26 protein-coding genes and 3 pseudogenes are annotated in these 19,431 nt (G+C 69.3%); 12 read left to right on the top strand and 17 right to left on the bottom strand.

The window, feature by feature from the left end:
- Positions 1–75: 75 nt before the first annotated feature.
- Entirely contained in the window at positions 76–2,232 is a 2,157-nt protein-coding gene (locus AB0436_RS04335) for a discoidin domain-containing protein (protein ID WP_366466173.1), read from the bottom strand.
- A 905-nt stretch (positions 2,233–3,137) separates the two neighbouring features.
- Positions 3,138–3,311, bottom strand: a complete 174-nt coding sequence (locus tag AB0436_RS04330) for a hypothetical protein (RefSeq protein WP_366466920.1) — start codon at positions 3,309–3,311, stop codon at positions 3,138–3,140.
- Here AB0436_RS04330 and AB0436_RS04325 point away from each other — a divergent pair.
- Positions 3,234–3,455: pseudogene (locus tag AB0436_RS04325) on the top strand (hypothetical protein); the annotation flags it as partial. The gene AB0436_RS04330 and the pseudogene AB0436_RS04325 sit on opposite strands and share 78 nt — an antisense overlap.
- On the opposite strand, the gene AB0436_RS04320 reads toward AB0436_RS04325, so the two are convergent.
- Positions 3,394–3,975 (bottom strand): hypothetical protein, encoded by a 582-nt coding sequence (locus AB0436_RS04320; RefSeq protein ID WP_366466172.1) that lies wholly within the window; start codon positions 3,973–3,975, stop codon positions 3,394–3,396. The pseudogene AB0436_RS04325 and the gene AB0436_RS04320 sit on opposite strands and share 62 nt — an antisense overlap.
- Positions 3,976–4,116: 141 nt before the next feature.
- Positions 4,117–4,296, bottom strand: coding sequence for a hypothetical protein (locus AB0436_RS04315; protein WP_366466919.1), 180 nt, complete (start codon positions 4,294–4,296; stop codon positions 4,117–4,119).
- Between the two features lie 92 nt (positions 4,297–4,388).
- On the opposite strand from AB0436_RS04315, the pseudogene AB0436_RS04310 reads away from it, so the two are divergent.
- A pseudogene (locus AB0436_RS04310) lies at positions 4,389–4,566 on the top strand (acyl esterase); the annotation flags it as partial.
- A 339-nt stretch (positions 4,567–4,905) separates the two neighbouring features.
- Here the strand turns inward: AB0436_RS04310 and AB0436_RS04305 are convergent.
- The 4 genes from AB0436_RS04305 to pcaC all read right to left on the bottom strand — a co-directional run bounded on the left by AB0436_RS04305 (position 4,906) and on the right by pcaC (position 8,185).
- Positions 4,906–5,346, bottom strand: coding sequence for a DUF6278 family protein (locus AB0436_RS04305; protein WP_366466171.1), 441 nt, complete (start codon positions 5,344–5,346; stop codon positions 4,906–4,908).
- A gap of 71 nt (positions 5,347–5,417) precedes the next feature.
- A complete protein-coding gene (locus AB0436_RS04300; RefSeq protein WP_366466170.1) occupies positions 5,418–6,206 on the bottom strand; it encodes an exodeoxyribonuclease III in 789 nt (262 codons plus the stop codon).
- Between the two features lie 29 nt (positions 6,207–6,235).
- Positions 6,236–6,874, bottom strand: coding sequence for an MBL fold metallo-hydrolase (locus tag AB0436_RS04295; protein WP_366466169.1), 639 nt, complete (start codon positions 6,872–6,874; stop codon positions 6,236–6,238).
- Positions 6,875–6,886: 12 nt separating this feature from the next.
- A complete protein-coding gene (gene pcaC, locus AB0436_RS04290; RefSeq protein WP_366466168.1) occupies positions 6,887–8,185 on the bottom strand; it encodes a 4-carboxymuconolactone decarboxylase in 1,299 nt (432 codons plus the stop codon).
- 339 nt (positions 8,186–8,524) lie between these two features.
- Here pcaC and AB0436_RS04285 point away from each other — a divergent pair, with 339 nt between their 5' ends.
- A complete protein-coding gene (locus tag AB0436_RS04285) occupies positions 8,525–8,707 on the top strand; it encodes a hypothetical protein (RefSeq protein ID WP_366466167.1) in 183 nt (60 codons plus the stop codon).
- A 94-nt stretch (positions 8,708–8,801) separates the two neighbouring features.
- Here AB0436_RS04285 and AB0436_RS04280 read toward each other — a convergent pair whose 3' ends face one another.
- Together AB0436_RS04280 and AB0436_RS04275 are read right to left on the bottom strand one after the other, a co-directional pair.
- A complete protein-coding gene (locus tag AB0436_RS04280) occupies positions 8,802–9,248 on the bottom strand; it encodes an ArsI/CadI family heavy metal resistance metalloenzyme (protein ID WP_366466166.1) in 447 nt (148 codons plus the stop codon).
- Between the two features lie 44 nt (positions 9,249–9,292).
- Positions 9,293–10,675 carry an NAD(P)-binding domain-containing protein gene (locus AB0436_RS04275; RefSeq protein ID WP_366466165.1) on the bottom strand — a complete coding sequence of 461 codons (1,383 nt, stop codon included), beginning with the start codon at positions 10,673–10,675 and terminating at the stop codon, positions 9,293–9,295.
- Positions 10,676–10,777: 102 nt separating this feature from the next.
- On the opposite strand from AB0436_RS04275, the gene AB0436_RS04270 reads away from it, so the two are divergent.
- The 5 genes from AB0436_RS04270 to AB0436_RS04250 all read left to right on the top strand — a co-directional run bounded on the left by AB0436_RS04270 (position 10,778) and on the right by AB0436_RS04250 (position 12,756).
- Positions 10,778–11,152 carry a metalloregulator ArsR/SmtB family transcription factor gene (locus tag AB0436_RS04270; protein ID WP_366466164.1) on the top strand — a complete coding sequence of 125 codons (375 nt, stop codon included), beginning with the start codon at positions 10,778–10,780 and terminating at the stop codon, positions 11,150–11,152.
- 192 nt (positions 11,153–11,344) lie between these two features.
- Positions 11,345–11,674 (top strand): hypothetical protein, encoded by a 330-nt coding sequence (locus AB0436_RS04265; protein ID WP_366466163.1) that lies wholly within the window; start codon positions 11,345–11,347, stop codon positions 11,672–11,674.
- On the top strand, positions 11,671–12,114 hold the full coding sequence (locus AB0436_RS04260) for a MerR family transcriptional regulator (protein WP_366466162.1): 444 nt from the start codon (positions 11,671–11,673) through the stop codon (positions 12,112–12,114). Before AB0436_RS04265 ends, AB0436_RS04260 begins: the two co-directional genes overlap by 4 nt.
- Entirely contained in the window at positions 12,095–12,409 is a 315-nt protein-coding gene (locus AB0436_RS04255) for a hypothetical protein (RefSeq protein WP_366466161.1), read from the top strand. Before AB0436_RS04260 ends, AB0436_RS04255 begins: the two co-directional genes overlap by 20 nt.
- A gap of 11 nt (positions 12,410–12,420) precedes the next feature.
- Positions 12,421–12,756: a YnfA family protein gene (locus AB0436_RS04250; protein ID WP_366466159.1), complete on the top strand. Its 336-nt coding sequence runs from the start codon at positions 12,421–12,423 to the stop codon at positions 12,754–12,756.
- A gap of 150 nt (positions 12,757–12,906) precedes the next feature.
- On the opposite strand, the gene arsB is transcribed toward AB0436_RS04250, so the two are convergent.
- Positions 12,907–14,001 carry an ACR3 family arsenite efflux transporter gene (gene arsB / locus AB0436_RS04245; RefSeq protein ID WP_366466158.1) on the bottom strand — a complete coding sequence of 365 codons (1,095 nt, stop codon included), beginning with the start codon at positions 13,999–14,001 and terminating at the stop codon, positions 12,907–12,909.
- A complete protein-coding gene (locus tag AB0436_RS04240; RefSeq protein ID WP_366466157.1) occupies positions 14,001–14,312 on the bottom strand; it encodes a metalloregulator ArsR/SmtB family transcription factor in 312 nt (103 codons plus the stop codon). The genes arsB and AB0436_RS04240 overlap by 1 nt, the downstream gene beginning before the upstream one ends.
- A 75-nt stretch (positions 14,313–14,387) precedes the next feature.
- Between AB0436_RS04240 and AB0436_RS04235 the strand changes: the two genes are divergently transcribed.
- Both AB0436_RS04235 and AB0436_RS04230 read left to right on the top strand, forming a co-directional pair.
- Positions 14,388–14,732 (top strand): three-helix bundle dimerization domain-containing protein, encoded by a 345-nt coding sequence (locus tag AB0436_RS04235; RefSeq protein WP_366466156.1) that lies wholly within the window; start codon positions 14,388–14,390, stop codon positions 14,730–14,732.
- A 49-nt stretch (positions 14,733–14,781) separates the two neighbouring features.
- Positions 14,782–15,201, top strand: coding sequence for an arsenate reductase ArsC (locus AB0436_RS04230; RefSeq protein ID WP_366466155.1), 420 nt, complete (start codon positions 14,782–14,784; stop codon positions 15,199–15,201).
- 182 nt (positions 15,202–15,383) lie between these two features.
- Here the strand turns inward: AB0436_RS04230 and AB0436_RS04225 are convergent, their stop codons facing one another.
- From AB0436_RS04225 to AB0436_RS04215, 3 genes are all read right to left on the bottom strand, one after another.
- Positions 15,384–15,782, bottom strand: coding sequence for a hypothetical protein (locus AB0436_RS04225; RefSeq protein ID WP_366466154.1), 399 nt, complete (start codon positions 15,780–15,782; stop codon positions 15,384–15,386).
- Between the two features lie 101 nt (positions 15,783–15,883).
- Positions 15,884–16,888 (bottom strand): ADP-ribosyltransferase, encoded by a 1,005-nt coding sequence (locus AB0436_RS04220; RefSeq protein ID WP_366466153.1) that lies wholly within the window; start codon positions 16,886–16,888, stop codon positions 15,884–15,886.
- A 122-nt stretch (positions 16,889–17,010) separates the two neighbouring features.
- Positions 17,011–17,226 carry a hypothetical protein gene (locus tag AB0436_RS04215; RefSeq protein WP_366466918.1) on the bottom strand — a complete coding sequence of 72 codons (216 nt, stop codon included), beginning with the start codon at positions 17,224–17,226 and terminating at the stop codon, positions 17,011–17,013.
- Here AB0436_RS04215 and AB0436_RS04210 point away from each other — a divergent pair.
- Positions 17,149–17,560, top strand: a pseudogene (locus tag AB0436_RS04210) (hypothetical protein); the annotation flags it as partial. The gene AB0436_RS04215 and the pseudogene AB0436_RS04210 overlap by 78 nt on opposite strands.
- Positions 17,561–17,953: 393 nt before the next feature.
- Entirely contained in the window at positions 17,954–18,436 is a 483-nt protein-coding gene (locus AB0436_RS04205; RefSeq protein ID WP_366466152.1) for a PepSY domain-containing protein, read from the top strand.
- A gap of 67 nt (positions 18,437–18,503) precedes the next feature.
- On the opposite strand, the gene AB0436_RS04200 is transcribed toward AB0436_RS04205, so the two are convergent.
- Together AB0436_RS04200 and AB0436_RS04195 are read right to left on the bottom strand one after the other, a co-directional pair.
- Positions 18,504–18,893, bottom strand: a complete 390-nt coding sequence (locus AB0436_RS04200; protein WP_366466866.1) for a LysR substrate-binding domain-containing protein — start codon at positions 18,891–18,893, stop codon at positions 18,504–18,506.
- A gap of 7 nt (positions 18,894–18,900) precedes the next feature.
- Entirely contained in the window at positions 18,901–19,116 is a 216-nt protein-coding gene (locus tag AB0436_RS04195) for a hypothetical protein (RefSeq protein ID WP_366466917.1), read from the bottom strand.
- Positions 19,117–19,431: the final 315 nt, after the last annotated feature.

The raw sequence follows: 19,431 nt of genomic DNA, 5'->3' as shown, positions 1-19,431 counted from the left end.
GCACGCGGGAGGTGCGATCGGTGCGGTGGCGGCGAACCCACTGAGGGCCCGCCGCCGTCCTCCGGGGCACAGCCGTCAGCTGTAGATCCCCAGATCGTGCAGGGAGTAGCCCCAGCTCGTGCCGCGCGCCGTCAGTTGCAGGCGCACGTAACGAGCGGTGGCCGAGACGTCGATGGTGTCGACGTCACCGTCGCCGGCGGTCGTCGAGTACACCGAGCGCCAGTTACTGCCGTCGTCGGAGACCCGCACCTCGTAGGACTTGGCGTAGGCCGGGTCCCAGACGAGTTGCAGCTTGCGCAGGGCCTTCGACGCGCCCAGGTCGACCTGGAACCACTGCGGATCGCTCCAGTCACTGGCCCAGCGGGTGTCGGTGCGGCCGTCGACGGCCATCGCCGGGGTGCAGGGGCAGTCGCCGTAGGACTGCTGCGAGGAGGAGGCGGTCGCGGGCCGGTTCAGCGCCAGGTCGGTGCCGCTCACCGGCGGGGCGACGACCTTGACCGACTTCGTCTCGATGCCGGCGTTGCCGTGCCCGTCCTCGGCCTGGACGTAGACCTTCCACACACCCAGCTTCTGCGGCGCGGTGACGGCGAAGTCGCCGTTGCCCAGCGAGCGCCACTGCGCGTCGACAAGCCGCTTGTCGCCGTTGGCGTAGTTGCCGCTGAGGTAGATCTTGTAGGTGACAGGGTCGCCGTCGGGGTCGCGGACGTTGGCGTGCACGGTGAACTCGCCGCCGGCCGGGGCCGAGGAGGCCGGTGCAACGGTCATGTCGCTGATGACCGGCGGAGTGTTGTCACCGGACGTCGAACCGGTGTAGGCCTTCTTGACGGCGTAGTACGACAGTCGCCTCAGCCCGTCGGGCACCAGGTTGAACCAGACACCGCCGAAGTCGTGTTCGGTGCCGTAGTGGAAGAGGGTGGCGCCCAGGGCCACGCCCTGGTGGCCGGTGACGCAGTTCCAGGCCTTGGTGTACCCGTCCGCCTTCTGCACGTCGGTCGGCTCGTCGGGGATGCCGTTGGCGTCGTTGGGCACCTCCCACTCACCGGCCGGACCGGTCTCGGTGATGATGTACGGCTTGGTGTAGCCCCCGTCGATCCAGTCCTGGCGGACCTTGCACACGTTGCTGTAGGAGTTCATCGCGTACAGGTCGAGGTCGGGCGCGTTGCGCTTGTAGTACGGCCAGGCCCCGGTCCAGGCGTCGGTGGAAGTGACCGGGTGGTCGGGGTCGATGCTGTGAATCTTCTTGGCGACGTCGTTGACGAAGCTGGTGTACGCGTTGCGCTCAGCCTCCAGCTGACTGCCGCTGTAGCAGTTCTGCAGACCGAGGACCGACTCGTTGCCGACGTTCCACATCAGCGTCGCCGGATGGCTCTTGTAGGCGTCCACCCACTTGGCGAACTCGGTGAGCATGTCGTTCTTGTACGTCGTGTCGGTCACGTAGTCGACACAGCCCCCGGCACCGGGTCCGCCGCCCGGTTGCAGCCAGAAACCGTTGATCACGTGGATGCCGTTGGCCGCCGCCGCGTCCAGAAGCGCCTTGCTGGAGCCGTCGGTGCCCCAGGTGCGGATCGTGTTGGCGCCCATGGCCTTCACGTCCGGCAGATACTGGGGAGCGTCCGAGATGGCCGGGCCCCAGGTGACTCCCTTGACGGTGTACGGCTGGCCGCCCACGGTCAGGCGCCAATTGCCCTGGGTGCCCTCGACCTTGACTGCGCCTGAGACGGGTGGCGGTGTGGTGCCGCCGGCAGAGCCGTAGACCTGGAACTCCCACAGCGAGTAGCCGTACCCGCCGGACCGGGCGAGGCCGTCCATCCGGACGTAGCGGCCGGTCCCGGACACAGCGAGGTCGTCGGTACCGCCGTCGCCGCCGGTCACCTTCTTCAGGGTGTGCCAGTCGGTGCCGTCGTCGGACGCCTGGATCTCGTAGTCCTTGCCGTAGGCCGCCTCCCAGGTCAGGACGACACGGCTGAGGGCCGACTCCTGGCCCAGGTCGACCTGGAGCCACTGCTGGTCACTCCACTGGCTGGCCCAGCGGGTGCCGGTCAGGTCGCCGTCCACCGCGGCGGCGGCCGCGTAGCCGTCCCCCTCCTGCGAGGATGCGGTGGCGGTCTTGCCCTGGGACAGGAGGGTGTCGGCCGCATGCGCGCTCGGTGCGAGCACGACGGTGAGCCACGACGCGAGGAGGGCGCCGAGCACGAGAAGGGTCACGGCGGTGCGGCGGGGGGCGAGTGTCATTGCGGAGGATGGTCGGGGCACGGGTACTCCTGACGGGTCGGTCCGAGGGATGAGGTCGATCCGGATCCCCTGCGGGCCGGAGTCACCACTCGACCAGCGGGTGCTGAGGTCCCCGTCGACGGGGTCGGGGGCCGGCGTTCCGTAGTTCTCGTGGCTGGATGCCGTGACGGGTTCGCCCGGGGACAACAGCTCGGGTCTTCGTGGCGGTCTCGCCATGGGCCTACCAACTGCGGACACAGAAGTCGTCTCCTTGGACAGGGAGTTGAGAACTGAAGCACGAGGGAGAGCGCTCTCCCGAACCATGCCCGGCGGTCATGTATCGGTCAAGGACTCGGACCGGGCTTTTCTTTCGCCTTGACTTAAGCCTGACCTTCAAGGCGGGCACGGTGTGGCGACGTTTCGTCCGATGCCGGCCGGTTGACGACCGCTTCCCTCGGCTGCACGACCGCCTGCCGACATTTCAGGCAGCGCTGATCCACTCCGCCCGACCGCTACGAGCGGTGGCGGCCTCTCGCAGGCCAACGGGAACTGACCATCCGCGACGGCGGCCCCGGCGACGCCGACGAAGACCTTCCTACGTTTTCGACCGCTTCTCCCGCGCCCGCACCACTCGCGCCCTGCCCGGCACCGGCATCGGACTGGCCACGGCCGCCGGATCGCCCGCGCGCACGACGCCGACCTCCCGGCCGCGCACACACCCGGCGCAGGCGCGCCTCTCCGCCTCCGGATGAGGACCCGCGACTCCACCCCGAGAAGTCGCAGCAGGGAGGGATAGGTCCGTTCGTTGTGGACGATGAACCCGAGTCCAGCGGGCTCGGCAGCAGGCGGGAGAGTCGGGCCGGCGCACCGGCAACTGTCGCGGTGCGGGCCTCGGGATCGACCGAAAGAACAAGGGGCACGGCCGGTCAGTGGCCGCGTGCGGCCTCGACGGTGAGCGCCACGACGTCCGCCGGCCGTAGGTCTTCGCTCAGCGGGTCCGGTTCTTGCGGGCCGTCCGTCTCTGCGGACGGCAGTCCATCACCGACCAGGCCGCCTCGCGTTGTCCGGCCCGGCACCACGAGAAGCCGGCGCGCAAGCACGGCGGCGCATCCTTCTGCCCGCTGCTGAAGGTCATCAACTCGCAGGTGTACGGGTCGGGCCTGGTGGAACGGGTCGCCGCTGTCACGCGGGCCGCGCAGACCCCGGCTCCGGCGTCCCGTAGCTCTCAGCGTGCGGACCGCTGACGGGTACGCCGGCCGGGGCGCACCGTCCGATCGCGGCCAGCAGACCGGCCGGGTCCAGAACGAAGACCTCCTCCTCCAGGCAGAGGCCCTTCGCGCCTTCTCCGCGTTCCATTGCCGGGCCGAGCCTGCGGTACATCGAGCGCGGGCGGCACAGCCCGGGGAGCGCGTCAGCGCCCGGCGCGAAGTCCACCACGACGTAGGAGCGGGTGCGTCCTCCCGAAGCCACCACCACACCCGACACCCCCGCCAGCGCCGCCCAGGGCACGGTACGGGTGGGCCAGGTGGGCAGTCGCACGGTCAGGCCGGCCTCGCGCGCCTCGATCCGCAGCGGGCGGACCAGGTAACCGACGAAGGTCACCGTGAAGACGGCGAGGAGCACACCCGCGATCACCATCAGGGTGCCACCGATCGCTCCGTACGCCCCGTGCATGACCGGGGGGATGGCCACCACCCAGGCGGCCAGCACGATCACCGCACCCACCGGCACCCACTGCAGCTTCCCTCGGAGCCGCAAGGTCATGTCCGTCCGTCCCGGTATTGCTCCGCTCTCTGAATTCGTCACACCGAGAGCTTGGAACGCACGACGCTTTTTCGCCAGAGGGCCGGCCGAAATCGGTGGTGCGGTCAGCTGTGCAACAGCCTGTGGTGGGAGCGCTCGGGGTCAGAGCCAACGCGGTACGTCGACCTTGTCGATATCGGGTGCGTATCCGCTGCCGCTGTCCAAGGTGACGGTGTTGGAGCCCGCCTTCAGGGCCAGCTGGACACTGACGGTGTCGACCGTGTTCCAGTCGCCCGTGGAGGGGAACTCCGCCGTCGACGGCGAAGCGTTCCGAATCGGCACCTTGCCGGCGCCGTACGCGCCCTTCTCCAGACCGGCGGGCAGATAAATGCCCGCCTTGAGGGGTGTTGGCGGCGCATCGAAGGCGCGATATCAAGGAGAGCGGCGCCCCCATCGCACACTTACGCGACGCGGGCCCGCTCGGCCTCGGCAAGCCGGTCCAACGCGGCCGACCCGCTGTACATCGAGCTCAACCCGACCGGCGCGCAGCTGACCTTCTCCTCGCCCGAGTCCGACCTGTCGTACCCGTCGGTCCCGCTGCGCGAGAAGTGATCACCGGCCGCTGCCGGGCGGGCATGGCCCTAGGAGCTACTGCCCACCCGGCAGCAGCGTTCTGGGGATGAACGGCACATCGTAGTCGAGATCCGACGCGATGAGCTTGCCTGCATGGAGGAACTCCCCTTAGGTGACGACATGACCGGGCGCAGCGTACGGAAGCGCGTCGCGTCGCCGTGCGGCGAGCCCCGGGCGCTTCACAAGTCGAGGCCTGCGCAAACTATCCGCCCCACCAAGGGACTTCACACCCGACACGCCCTAATCGGACATAAGCCGTATTTGCATTGAAATGAAGCAACCAGCCTGCCGGGGGGCGCCAGGGCCCATGGCCCCCGGTCAGGCCTCGGCCGCTTCCGCATAGACCTGCGAGAGCTCGGGGGCCCCGGCCACCGCCCAGTCGAGGCCCGCCTCCACGACGTTGATCTCACGGCCCGACACCAGCCGCACGACGGGCTGCCCTCCGGGCCAGACGTCCCAGACCGCGCCGGGGACGGTCCTGACGATGATGGTGCCGAGGTAGAGTCCGGCGTCATTACCCAGCCAGGGCAGCTCCTCCGGATCATCGCGCCAGCGCGGCGGTAGTTGGTCGAGCGCCCCCAACGACTCGGGCGAATCGTCGAGTTGCAGCCCCTCTCGCCCCGCGCGGGCTCTCAACAGCTCGCACTCGGCGAGCAGTTCGCCGACGCCTTGCGGGTCGTTCTGCATCGCCGCCGTGAGGGTTTCCGCGTACCCCGTGCCGTGCCGCCTGCGCCAGTTGTCCAAGAAGGGGATATTCACACCACTCAGCCTCGCATTCAGCAGCATGGTCGCACCACAGGCGCGCGGAAACCGCACACGTATTCGCTCGGCTATGCGCTCACCACTCCCAGGTCGACCACCACCGGCGCGTGGTCCGAGGCGCCCTTGCCCTTGCGCGCCTCGCGGTCGACGTAACTGTCCTTGACCGCCTCGGTGAAGGGGGCATTGCCGTACACCAGGTCGATACGCATGCCCCTGTTCTTGGGGAACGCCAACTGGCGGTAGTCCCAGAAGGTGTACGCCCGGTCGTACTTGAGGGGGCGCGGCAGCACGTCGGAGAGCCCCACGTCGCCCAGCGCGGAGAGGGCGGCCCGCTCGGCGGGGGTGACATGGGTGGCACCCTCGAACACGGCGGGGTCCCAGACGTCCGCGTCGGTCGGGGCGACATTGAAGTCGCCGAGGACCGCGAACGGCCGCGTGCCGGACGCGTCCTCGGCGACCGCCGCCTTCAGCGCGTCGAACCACTGCAGCTTGTACGCGTAGTGCGCGTGGTCGACCTCCCGGCCGTTCGGCAGATACACCGACCAGACGCGGACCGGGCCACAGGTCGCCGAGATCGCCCTCGGCTCCTGGACGCCCTCGTAGCCCGGCCCGCCGGGCAGGCCCGCGGTCACGTCCTCGAGCCCCACCCGGGAGATCACCGCCACGCCGTTCCACCGTCCGGTGGCGTTGACCGCGGACTCGTAACCGATCTCGCGCAGCGCCTCGGCGGGGAACTGCTCGGCGGTGCACTTGGTCTCCTGGACGCAGAGCACGTCGGTGTCGCTGCTCTCCAGCCAGGCCAGCAGTTTGGGGAGCCGGACGGTGATCGAGTTGATGTTCCAGGTGGCGATGCGCATACGACAAATCTAGCCGGTGGCTCCGACAGTCACAGTTGGGTGGACTCGCCCGGGCTCAGACGGCTGTGATCGGCCCCTCCCAGATTGCCGATGTGTGTGTCGTACATCCCTCGCGCCATGTCCTTCAGCAGCACGTCATGGATGTCGATGGCCCGCTGCGGGCTCACCTCGCGGACGTAGTCGATCACCTCGGAGACCTTGTTCCACGGCGCGTGCACCGGGAGCATCAACGTCTCCACCGGCTGGTCGGGAACGGTGAAGGCATCGCCCGGATGGAAGACCGAACCGTCGACCAGGTAGCCGACGTTCGTGATCCGCGGCAGGTCCGGGTGGATCACCGCGTGCAGTTCGCCGTGGACCTGGACGCCGAACCCGGCGGCGCTGAAGGTGTCACCGTGGCCGACCGTGTGGACCCGGCCCGGGAAGGCTGCGGAGAGCTGGTCGGCGACGCTGCGCAGCGTCCAGATCTCGGCAGCCGGATTGGCCTCCAGGCCGGCCCGCAGCCGGTCCTCGCTGAAGTGATCGAGGTGCTCGTGGGTGACAAGGATGGCGTCGGCGCCGACGGCCGCGTCCTCCTCGCTGAAGGCGCCGGGGTCGATGACGAGCGTCCGCCCGTCCTTCTCCAGGCGGATACAGGCGTGGGTCTTCTTCGTCAGCTTGATCGTCATGCCCCCATCCTGCTACGTCTCGGGCGTGGTCTCCTGCTGGATGACGGATTGGGCCACCTTGAACGCCGAGTTCGCCGCCGGGACACCGCAGTAGATCGAGGTCTGGAGCAGCACTTCTTTGATCTCCGCCGGGGTGAGTCCATTGCGCAGCGCCGCCCGGACGTGGAATGCCAGCTCGTCCAGGTGACCACCGGCGACCAGCGCGGTCAGCGTCACCGCACTGCGGGTGCGCCGGTCAAGACCGTCGCGGGTCCAGATCTCGCCCCACGCGTAACGGGTGATCAGTTGCTGAAAGTCCTCGGTGAACGCGTCGGCCGCTGCCTCCGCCCGGTCCACGTGGGCATCGCCCAGCACCTCACGGCGTACCTTCATCCCCGCGTCGTAGGGATCCGGGCGCCCCGTGGGCGCGGCATCCGGCTGGGACGGCGGCGGGGCGATCGCCGCGACAGGCCCGGCGGACGTGACGGACACAGGCCGGCCGGTCGCCGCGGGGGGGACCGGGATGCCGGTCGACGTCGACGAGGACATGTCCTGCCATGACGAGGAGAAGTGGCGTACCAGGAGGTCGGTGACGGCCGCGGGCTGCTCGACCGGTGCGAGGTGGGAAGCGCCGGGGACCAGGGCGAGCCGGGCGTCGGGTATGCCGGCCACCAGCGTACGGGCGTCAGCGGGCCCGGTGATCCGGTCCTCGGCGCCCACGAGCACGAGAGTGGGGAGTCCGATGCTGCCGAGTTCCGCGCGGATGTCGAAGGAGGCGAGGGCCTCACAGGCAGCGATGTAGCAGCCGGGATCCGTGGTACGGACCATCTGCACGGCCCACTCCACGATGGCCGGCTGGGCGGCCGCGAAGCCATGGGTGAACCAGCGCTCGGGCGCGCTGCGCGCCATCGGATCCAGCCCGTTGGTCCGTACGATCACTCCCCGCTGGCGGAACTCGTCGGCCGTGCCGAAGCGCGGCGAAGCGGCCACCAGGGCCAGTGAGGCGACCCGTTCCGGTCGGCGCAGGGCGAGCTCCATGCCGATCGCGCCGCCGATGGAGCAGCCCGCGTAACCGAAACGCTGCACCCCGAGCTCGTCGAGCGTCTCGAGCAGCAGCTCGGCCATAGCAGCGACCGAGGAGACCGGGCGGGCGGGAGCCCCACCGTGACCCGGCAGGTCGAAACGCAGGACCCGCCAGGTGCGGGTCAGCTCGGGCATCTGCCGGTCCCACATGTGCCAGGTGGTACCCAGTGAGGGACCCAAGACCAGGACCGGTGCGTCTTCTGGCCCGTCAAAGCGGTATTGGAGGGTGTTCTTCGGTGTCTCGCTCACCCGTCCGACCCTCTCATCTGTCACGAGATGTCACATCGCCGGGGTGGGCGTATCGGGTCTCGGCTCTTCGCGACGCCAGGTCCAGCACTGCCCGAAAGCCTCCGGTCGGCACGTGAGCCCGACGGGGACGGTCACCGAGGCCGGTCCCCGAATCGCGGCCTCGATCGGGGGCCGCGCTCTCGGGGACGCGGCCGAGACGGGACGGCGACCGAGCCCGATGGGGACCGGCCCCGCACCGTCCCCCTGCGGCGCAAGCAGTCGCAGAAGGGCTCACGAAACCGTTCGGGCGCCGGGAAGGCCAAGCACCCGCGGAAAGGGCCACGGCCGACCGTCGAGCAAATGGTCGAGCGGTTCGTCCGCACGGGCCCGCGCTGCTGGAGCGGGACGCCGAAGGTCGCCGCCTATCTGGCGAGCCTGCACGAGCGCGGGGAGACCCTGCCGGGCCGACGCAATGCTGCCGGGGAGCTGGAGATCGACTGGCGCCGGTTGGCCGCCGTCTTGGACTCGACCCGCCTGCCGTGATCTGGGTGGCGCACACGACAGGTACGGCGTGGGGCCACCGACCGGTGATCCGGTTCGGCGGCCCCGCTGGCGTGAGGATTCGTCGTCGCAGGGATCAGCAGCAGCTGGCCTGAGCCTCTGCGGACGCGCTGGCGCTGGTGCAACAGGTGCTCTGGGGCTGCTTGGCGAGGGTGTCGGCCTCGGCCTTGACGACATACACCTCCCAGGGCTCCCGGCCGGGGCCGTGGACCCACACCTTGTCCTGGAGGGCGTAGCAGCAGGTGGTGTCGTTATCCACCGCGGTGTCGAGTCCTTGGCCGGCGAGGCGGGTGGTGGCGGCGTGGACGTCTTCGGAGGAGGCGACTTCTACGCCGAGGTGGTCCATGCCCGTGTCCGGCTCACCCTCGCCCTGGATGAGGACGAGCTTGAGCGGGGGGTCGGCGATGGCGAAGTTGGCGTAGCCGTCGCGGAGTTTGGCCGGCTCGGTGTTGAACAGCTTGCTGTAGAAGGCGATCGAGGCGTCGAGGTCGGGCACGCGCAGAGCCAGTTGTACACGGGACATGGCAGTCCTCCTGTGGTGAGGGGTGGCGCGGGCGGGGTGTGGGGTCAGCAGCCGCCGGAGGCGGGGGTCTGGGTGGTGGTGGGTGTGCCGAGCTGGATCAGGGCGGGGGCCGGGGTGCAGCAGCCGCCTGCCGTTTCCTGGTCGGGGTCGGGGGTGTCGAAGAGGCCGGCGCCGCCGCAGACGCCGGTCTCGGGGAGGGTGAGTTCGACGCGGTCGGCGGACTCCTCGTCGCCGGCGAGGGCGGCGACGACCGAGCGGACCTGCTCGTAGCCGGTCATCGCAAGGAAGGTGGGGGCGCGGCCGTAGGACTTCATGCCGACCAGGTAGAAGCCCTGTTCGGGGTGGGACAGTTCGCGGTGGCCGTGTGGGTAGACGGTGCCGCAGGAGTGCTGGTTGGGGTCGATCAGCGGGGCCAGTTCGACGGCGGCCTGCAGGCGCTCGTCGAGGCCGAGGCGCAGTTCGTCGAGGAAGGTCAGGTTGGGGCGGAAGCCGGTGAGCACGATGACCTCGTCGACCGCATCGAGGCCGCGGCCGTCCTCGGCGACCAGGATCAGGCGGCCGTCGGCGTTCCGCTCGATGGCGTCGGTGCGGAAGCCGGTGACCGCATCCGCGTGACCGTCGTCGACGGCGGCCTTCGCGGCCAGGCCGAGGGCGCCGCGTGCGGGCAGCTGGTCGGCGTCGCCGCCGCCGAAGGTGGAGCCGCTGATGCCGCGTCGCAGGATCCACAGTCCCTTGGTGCCCGTACCGTCGTCGGCGTTGGCGAGGTCGGCCAGGGAGGCGAGGGCGGTGAAGGCGGAGGCGCCGGAGCCGATGACGGCGGTGCGCTTGCCCGCGTAACGGGCCCGTACGGCAGGGTCGTTGAGGTCGGGCACGCGGTAGGTGATGCGGTCGGATGCGGCGCGTTCGCCGAGGGCGGGCAGTCCGCTGCCGCCTGCCGGGGAGGGGGTGGTCCAGGTGCCGGAGGCGTCGATGACGGCGCTAGCGAAGATCCGCTCCTCGCGTCCGTCGGCATGAGTGATATGGACGACGAAGGGCTGGGCCTCGCGGTCGGCGTCGACGATGCGGTCGCGGCCGGAGCGGGAGACGCCGGTGACCCGCGCGCCGGTATGGACCTTGTCGCCGAGGAGCTCGGCGAGGGGGTGCAGGTAGGCGTCCGCCCAGTCGCCCCCGGAGGGGTAGGTGTCAGGGGCGGGGTGGGTCCAGCCGGTGGGGGCGAGGAGCTTCTCGGCGGCCGGGTCGACGACCTCGGCCCAGGTGGAGAAGAGGCGGACGTGCGACCAGTCGCGCACCGCGCTGCCCGCGGACGGTCCGGCTTCCAGGACGAGCGGTTCGATGCCGCGCTCGATGAGGTGGGCGGCGGCGGCCAGGCCGATGGGGCCGGCGCCGATGACCACGGTGGGCAGGGCGGCGGGCGTGCTCTTGCTCATCACGTTCTCCAGGGCAGTCAGGAGGCCATCGACCCACTGATTCGATGTCTGTCGATATGAGCGACCTTGCCACGAGGCATCGACGGATGTCAATATCGACGTATGTCGAATTCGAGTGTGGTGGAGCTGCCGGTCCTGAATCAGCCGGACGAGGCGGTCGCGCCGTGCTGCCCGCCGCTGACCGAGCGGCCCCTGAGCGCCGAGGAGGCGGAGCGGACCGCCAAGATGTTCAAGGCGCTCGGGGATCCGGTGCGGCTGCGGCTGTTCTCGCTGGTCGCCTCGCACGAGGGAGGTGAGGCGTGCGTGTGTGACATCTCCGACGTCGGTGTCTCGCAGCCGACCGTCTCCCATCATCTGAAGAAGCTGAAAGAGGCCGGTCTGCTGGCCTCCGAGCGGCGCGGGACGTGGGTGTACTACCGCGTCGAACCGAGCGTTCTGGCCGCGATGGGCCAGCTGCTCACCACGGCGATCCGCTGACTGCGCGACATCCCCTGAGGAGTTGGTGTACAGGAAATCCCGGCGAGAACGATCCTTCTGGGATTCCAGCCAGCACTTCGCGGGGGCTTCGAGCTGGCGGAGGCTCCGCGACTTGCAACCGGTACGTAGGTACAGGTTTACCGTCGGAAGTGTCCCCGCCCTCTTGGAGACGTGATGACGGGAGTGAGTGCGATGAGTGAACTGGCGTGGGTGCCGCAGTCCTGCACGTTGCCCACCGAGGAGCGGCCCCTGCGGGTCGCGGAGTGGGACGCGCTGTTCTCCGAGCGGCTGGCCTCGTCATCGAGGCCGGGGCCGCTTCGACTGCGTCTCGACCTATCCGGCGGCCCCGGCATCGAGGAGCGGGTGCGGGACCTGGTGGAGCGGGAGAGCGGCTGCTGCTCGTTCTTCGACTTCACCACCACCCCGGGCGAGGACCTGATCGGTCTGGACATCGCGGTGGACCAGGCGCACGAGAGGGTCCTGGACGCCCTGGCCGCACGGATCGCCGGGATCCAGCGGTGAGTCGGGGCCTGCGCAGCGGGCAGGTCGCCGAGGCGGCCGGCGTGAACGTCCAGACTCTGCGCTACTACGAGCGGCGTGGCCTGCTGGCCGAGCCGGAACGCAGCAACGGCGGTCACCGCCTGTACGGCGAGGACGCGGTGACCGCACTGCGGGTGATCAAGGCCGCGCAGCGGCTCGGGTTCACCCTGGAGGAGGTCGCCGAACTCCTGGAGGCCGGTCGCCACCACCACGGCAGCCCCGTGGCGGGGCTCCAGGAGCGCGCACAGGCGAAGATCGCCGAGGTCGACGCGAAGATCGCCGACCTGACCACGATCCGCACCGCCCTGGTCGCGGCGGTTGATGCGGGCTGCGACGACCTGACCGTCTGCGCCTCGATGGACTGTTGCCCCATCCCCTTCACCGACCTCGCCAAGGAGCGTCATGCCGGACGCTGTTGCTGAGCCCCCCCAGCGCGCCCCGAAGACGCTCGGGGGACTCGCCGCACTGGCCTGTGTGGCGTGCTGCGCGCTGCCCGTCCTGATCACAGCCGGGGTCGTCGGCGCAGGGGCTGGGGTGGTGGTGGGCTGGCTGCCGGCCCTCGCCGTCGTCCTGGCCGTGCTCGCCGCCGGAACCTGGTGGCTCGGCCAGCGCCGCCGCTCCTGCTCCTGCGGTTCCAAGTCCGCACGTGAGGGTGGGTGCGGCGGCTGCCAGGAGCGGGCTGGCCCGTTGAAGATCAGCGGCACGGGCCGCCGATAGGGTCAGCCGGTATGACCGTCGCTCGTTCCATCGCCCTGTTCATCGTCGCCGCCTTCTTCGAGATCGGCGGTGCCTGGCTCGTCTGGCAGGGCGTCCGCGAGCACAAGGGATGGATCTGGATCGGAGCCGGCGTCATCGCGCTGGGTCTGTACGGGGTGGTGGCCACCTTCCAGTCCGACGACAACTTCGGCCGCATCCTCGCCGCGTACGGCGGGATCTTCGTCGCAGGGTCGATCGCCTGGGGTATGGTCGCCGACGGCTACCGCCCCGACCGCTTCGATGTCATCGGCGCCCTGGTGTGCCTGGCGGGCATGGCCGTCATCATGTACGCCCCGCGCGGCCACTGACCCTGCCGGCCGCGCCCCCCACCCGCGATGACCATCGCGCAACCTCGGATGCGACAGGACACCAGCGGGGGTGGGGTGATCCCGACGAAGCTGGACAGCCGGTTCCACCTCCGGGCCGTGAAGTGCCATCTCCTGGCGGCGCAGTGCACGTCAGGCGGTCTGGAACTTCCGGCGCCAGGCGAGGGAGACGTAGACCAGCGCCACCAGCACCGGCACCTCGATGAGCGGGCCGACCACACCGGACAGGGCCTGACCGGAGGTGACCCCGAAGGTGGCGATGGCGACCGCGATGGCCAACTCGAAGTTGTTGCCAGCCGCGGTGAAGGCGAGCGTCGCGGTGCGGTCGTACGGCAGGCCGATCGCCTTGCCGAGCGCGAAGGTCCCGAACCACATCACGGCGAAGTACACCAGCAGCGGCAGCGCGATCCGGACGACGTCCATCGGCTGCGAGGTGATGGTCTTGCCCTGCAGGGCGAAGAGAATGACGATCGTGAACAGCAGCCCGTACAGCGCCCAAGGGCCGATCTTCGGCAGGAAGTTGGCCTCGTAGCGCTCGCGACCCAGCTTCCGCTCGCCGATCCGGCGGGTCAGGAACCCGGCCAGCAGCGGGACGCCGAGGAAGATGACGACGTTCAGCGCGATCTTCCACATCGAGATGTCGAGGTGCTCGCCGTCGCCCAGACCGAGCCAGCCGGGCAGCAGATCCAGGTAGAACCAGCCGAGCAGGCCGAACGCCAGGACCTGGAAAACGGAGTTGAGGGCCACCAGGACGGCGGCTGCCTCGCGGTCGCCGCAGGCCAGGTCGTTCCAGATGATGACCATGGCGATGCAGCGGGCGAGCCCGACGATGATCAGCCCGGTGCGGTACTCGGGCAGGTCTGCCAGGAAGATCCAGGCCAGCGCGAACATCACGGCAGGGCCGACGATCCAGTTGATGACCAGCGAGGACGCCATCAGCTTGCGGTCGCCGGTGACCGCGTCGAGCTTGTCGTAACGGACCTTGGCCAGCACCGGATACATCATGACCAGCAGGCCGACGGCGATCGGCAAGGAGATCCCGCCGATTTCCACCTTCGCGAGCGCGTCGTTCAGCCCGGGAATCAGGCGGCCGAGACCGAGACCGAGGGCCATGGCGAGCAGGATCCACACGGCCAGGAAGCGGTCCAGGGTGGAGAGCTTCGCGACGACGCCCGCCGCCTCGCCGCTCGCTGTGCCGGTCGCGGCGGAGGGTTCGGTGGAGGTCATCAGCAGGCCCGCTTCCGGCCGGTTTCCACGGTCTGGCGCGCGGTGGTGGCCAGTTCGGCGAAGGAGCCGGCCAGGGCGTCGATGACCTCGGGCTTCAGTCGGTAGTAGATGAACCGGCCGCACGGCTCGGTGTCCACCACTCCCGCCTCCTTCAGCACCTTCATGTGGTTGGAGAGGTTGGTCTGCTTGGCGCCGGTCTCGGCGACCAAGTGCGTGGTGCACAGCGTCTCGTGGGCGAGCAGGTTCACGATCTGGAGCCTGAGCGGATCGGCCAGCACCCGCATCAGTTCAGTGTCGACTGACGTCATCATGGGCTGATACTGTCACATCACCCAAGGCTGATACCAGTCGAGGCTGAATCATTGGGTCCCGCCGGAGGGGTTCTCATGACCGCATCCACCCCACCCGTCCTGCCCGACGAACGGCTCGCATCAGGGGCCGCCCGCCTGGCCACCCGCCATGCCGGCCACTTCTCCGCCGAGACCGTGCAGGAGCTGCTCGCCGACTCGTACGCCCGCCTCGCCGAGACAGCCAAGGTCTGCACCCATCTGGTGATGCCGGCCGAGCGCCTCACCGGCGAACGCCTCGACGCGCTCGCCCACACCCGAGCGCGGGAAGGACTCGGGTTAGCGCGCGTGCTGTTCGTATGCGCGATCGCCGCCGTACGCGAGATCCGCGACGCCATCGACGCCCACATCACAGACCTGCTCACCGCCCTGCCAAGCACCTGAACTCCCCTCTATAAGTGCACTGTTGATGCCCACCTGTAAGGAAGAACTGATGTCCTCCACCCCTGCCGCCTCCGTGCTGTTCGTCTGCGTGCACAACGCCGGACGCTCGCAGATGGCCGCCGGATTCCTCACCCACCTCGCGGGCGACCGCGTCGATGTCCGCTCCGCCGGCTCACTGCCCGCCGACGAGGTCAACCCGGCCGCCGTCGAAGCGATGAAGGAACTCGGCATCGACATCGCCGGCCAGAAGCCCAAGGTCCTCACCACCGAAGCCGTCCAGGCATCCGACTACGTCATCACCATGGGCTGTGGCGACGCCTGCCCGATCTTCCCCGGCAAGCAATACCTCGACTGGCAGCTCGAAGACCCCGCCGGTCAGGGAGTCGAGGCCGTACGCCCGATCCGTGATGAGATCCGCACCCGTATCGAAGTCTTGATCAGCGAGATCGACGCCAAGCACGAAGGCTGATCCGCCTCCGCCGCCCGCCATGGAAGCAACACTGCTGTTGCGCAGACGCGACCCGGACCAGCCGCTTCACCTGGCAAGCTAAGCCGACAGGTCGAGCATCCACCGTTCAAGAACTGGCGGGATAAAGAACGCGCCACGCCGACCGTCACGTCTCCTGCGCTGCGCCCGGCGCCGCCGGCGGATCACTTGCCGGCGGCCTGCTCCCGCAGTGCGGACTCGCTTTCAGCCTCGGACGGGTCGCCCGGGGCGACATGACCGCCGGCCGCCGTGTGCGCCGCGGTCGCGAGGTCGGCGACGGCCCGGGACGGGGCGAGGCCGTTCTCCTTGTGGCGGCGCAGCTTGCGGCCCCACTCCACGCCTGCCTGCATCGCTTCGACCCCCCGGCTCTTGCAGGGGATGAAGTCGGCGCCGTCCGCCGCGTCCTGGAACCAGAGGTAGCCGAGGAGGCCCTTGTCGTCGACGACCTCCACGTAACGCACCGGGTCATCGGCCGTGCTCGCGTAGTCTTCCGGGCCGCCCGGCACGGGGGTGAAGGAGAGCGGCTCCTCGAACCTCGGATTGCGTCGCTGCCCGTCACTCATGGTGCATCCTTGCCGCTCGTCTCTGGTGGTGCTTGTTCAGCGCGCCGTCGTTCTCGCGCGCTCACGCGCCGTCGTTCTCGCGCGCCTTCGTGCCTGCCCGCTCAGTATGCGTCGTACTTCGAGTACTTGCCGGCGTGGTCGCTCTTGTACAGCGAGCCCTTGTTGTGAGAGGAACCCGCCGGGTACTGAGAGCTGCTGTGGTGCGACGAGTGCTTGCCGCCCCCGCCGCCCTTCTTGGCTGCCTCTTCCTTGGCCTTCGCCTCCGCGACGTTCTCCGGGCGGATCAGGATGGTGGCGTCGATGTACCACTGCTCCTGGCCCTTGGAGTTCTGGTAGGGCGTGACCTTGTCGACCCGGTACCTGGAGTCGTTCTTAAGGAGCAGCTCCATCTCTCCGGCGCCGAAGTGCGAGATGAATTCCATCCACATCGCGGGGGTGCCCTCGGGGATCCGGTACCGGAAGATAAACGGCTCCTGGTCGTAGGGGGCGACGGGCCTCGGGCCGAGGGACGTGGAGAGGAAACCGAGTTCCGTGTACTTGCGCCCCTCCATCTTCCAGGGGGACTTCGCCATGCCGTCCGGGAGGAAGTTGCAACCGCGCGTTGCGATGACGTTGTGCGGAATCGGCTGCGTATCAAGGGCCCGACCGAGCCTCCTGACATGCGACTTCACATCGTCGATGCCGTGCTTGCCGGCGTTCTCGACGAACTGCCCGCGGAGATACTTGTTGGTCTCGCGGTAGGTGGGATAGCCGAGATCGAAGTCCTTCTTGGGCTCGTTGGTGTAGTCCCTGAGCGCCTCTTCTTCGCGGCGGCTCATGTGGTTCAGAGCGCCGCCCCAGACTTTCCTGCCGTACTTGATGGCGTCCTTGGGGTCCTTGAACACCCTGGAGTCGTCCCATGCGTCACCCACTCCGGGGGCCCGCTGCACGGCCAACTGCCGGGACGCCGCCGCATTGCCCGCGGAGCGCTGCAGTGCCTGCATGGCGTCGGCCGTCATCGGCTTCGCCGAGAAGAGGGATTTGGCCGAAGTGGTCGCCGAGGCTCGCTGTGCGGTGGGTTTGCGGAAGTGAGCCGTGGTGGAGGTCTGCTCCTTCTGTTCGCGCATTGCGGTCCTCGGGGGGAGTTCGGCGAGTCCCAGGGGGACGCCCGAGACCATACGGCGCTCCCATGAAAACCGCGGGGACGGATCGCCGTCCAGGTACGTTGGGGCAAGCCCCAGGGCAAGCCTCAGGTCCACAACGGCTTGTGGTCCGTGGGGCTGGAGAGCTTCCCGGTCAGGGTGGGCCGGTCAGGCCGGAGCACACTCCTGCGGAAGCGGCACCCCCTCGCCCCCAGGGGCGCCGGGCTGGACGGCCCGACCCCACACCCCTGGTGCAGGCCGTCCGCGAAGGCGTTCGCCGGTTTGCGTTCGCCGCTCTCGTTGGGGTGCGCGACGTCGTACATGTCGCAATGGCCTCCCTGCTGCTCACGCTCATCGGGACGAGGATCGACCGCAGGGAGGAGCTGACCGCGACCTGGTTCGGGCCGAAGGGCTTCGCGTCGGTGGTGTACGGGCTGCTGGTACTGCAGTCCGGCATCCCCCAGGCGGAAAAGGCGTACACGCTCATCGCCGTGTGCATCGCCTTCTCGATCGTGGCGCACAGGCAGCACCGACTTCCCGATTGCCCGTAATTTCCACGTCAATGACCTCGTCGGCATCCCGGACGAGGACGACGACGGGACCGAAACCAAGGACGCAGCGGACATGCGAGAAGGAGCTCACCGTGCGGGCACGTGACACGGGGTCCGCCAAACCCTCCTCCGGCGGGCCCCGGGCGCCGTTGCTCATCGGTGTGGAGCCCCTCGTGTCCACCTTCTGATTGACCGCAGCGGTGGTGGGATACCCAGGTGGTGCGATGAGAAGGAGGCCCCCGTGACGTGTAGGCACCTGTGCGAGGTCCGCCGCGCCCCCGGCGGCAGCCACGAGGCATCCGGCCGAACAAGAAAGAGGAGGATGAGCATGGTCCGCTCACACAGGGGAAGGGCCGGCGGGCGTCGTGGACGCGTGCTGAGCACGTGTGGTGTCGCTGTGGCGGCCTCGCTGCTCAGCGCCGGTGCCGGGTGCAGTGGTCCACCGCCTGATCGGCGGCCGGAGGCCCTGCCGCAAGTCGATGCCCATTACGAGCGGGCTGTGAGCAAGGCGCTCGACGAAGTCCCCGGCAGCCGACTGGTCTCGGTCCAGATCACCGGCCCCACCGCACCGGAGCCCGTCTGGCGCACCCGGGTGACCGACAAGGACGGCACCATCCACGTGGTCCGTGTCGACGCCTTCGACGGAGGACTGCTGGACAAGTCGGTACCGGCCGGGCAGCCGCCGGCGCAGAAGGCCCGCATCGCCGCGCTTGCCGCATCGGCGAAGCTCCTGCCCGAAGAGGCGGTCGACGTGGTGAAGAAGCCCGACTTCGGCAAGGTGACCGACGTCAGCCTGGAAAAGAGCCGGCACGACCGGACCGTGTGGTCCGTCACCGTCGCAACCGTCCAGCACGGTGAGACGCACACCTACCAGGTAGACGCGATGACCGGGAAGGTCGATAGCCAGACGTCGTCATCGCTGCCCCCCACGAGCGAGCCGGCGAGCTCTGTCTCCTCCCCTTCGGACAGCCCCAGCAGATGAGAAGACGGCCGCAATGACGCCCACGCCGCTGCTTCGCTGAGCGACGGCCGTGGCGGTCGGCGACTGGTCACGCCGTGGTGTCGCGCGCGGCAACCACTGCCTCCACCAGGTCGAGCCCTTCGGCGCGGTGTGCCGCGATCGCGTCGAACCAGCCCCGCAGAGCGATTCGGACGTCGTTCACGAACTGCTGCGCGGCCGGGGCGAGCGCCCCGGAGCGGTGCACGACCCCGAAAGGGGATTGGATCAGGGGGTCGGTCTCGACGACGCAGGCGCCGGCGTCCCATGCGGTCGCGCACATGCGCAACGGCAGAAAAGCCTGGAAACCCGAGCCCAGCACAAAGGTCAGCTGGGCCGCGCGGCTGGGGACGTTGGCCCCGATCACCACATCGATCCCGTGCGCGGCCAGAGCCGTGCGCACCGCGTCGTTCTCGTTGGGGGCGGCCTGCCGGCAGGCCAGCGGCAGGTCACCGATTTCCGAGAGGGGCCGCCGACCCGCGGCTGATGCCCCCGCGGCCGTACCAGCAGAAGCCGTTGGACGCCCAGCTCTGGGTGAACCCGCCGGCCCAGGAGGCCACCGCCTCACCCGACATGTCCGGCGTGCACATGACGGTGAGGACGCCTCCGCCGACCTCTCGGGCACTGCGCATGGCGTCCTGAGCGGCGACCACGTCGTCCAGCACCCGGCGAGCCAGCGGGACCAGCTCCAGGCCCGCGGAAGTGGGAACCAGACGGCGGCCGGTGCGGTGGAAAAGGGAGACCTTCAGTCGGCGTTCAATTGCACGGATCGAGCAGTTCCACGGTCCCTCCCCTCTCCCGCAGCCCGCCCGGGTGTCCTGTGCCCGTCCGGTGAATGCCCCTGCGGAACGTTCTCCCCGTCAGCGTGTGCCGGTGTGGGGGGCGGAGCTGCCCGGGCCCGGGCAGCTCAGCAGATCCGCGGCAACTGCTCCCCGATCGGCAGATCGACCACCCGGGTACCTCCGAACCTGGTGCGGGAC

The organism is Streptomyces sp. NPDC051322, assembly GCF_040689485.1.
In the GTDB taxonomy this organism is placed as follows: Bacteria; Actinomycetota; Actinomycetes; order Streptomycetales; family Streptomycetaceae; genus Streptomyces.
The sequence above is the reverse complement of the archived record's forward strand: the minus strand, read 5'-3'. Positions and strand labels throughout refer to the sequence as shown.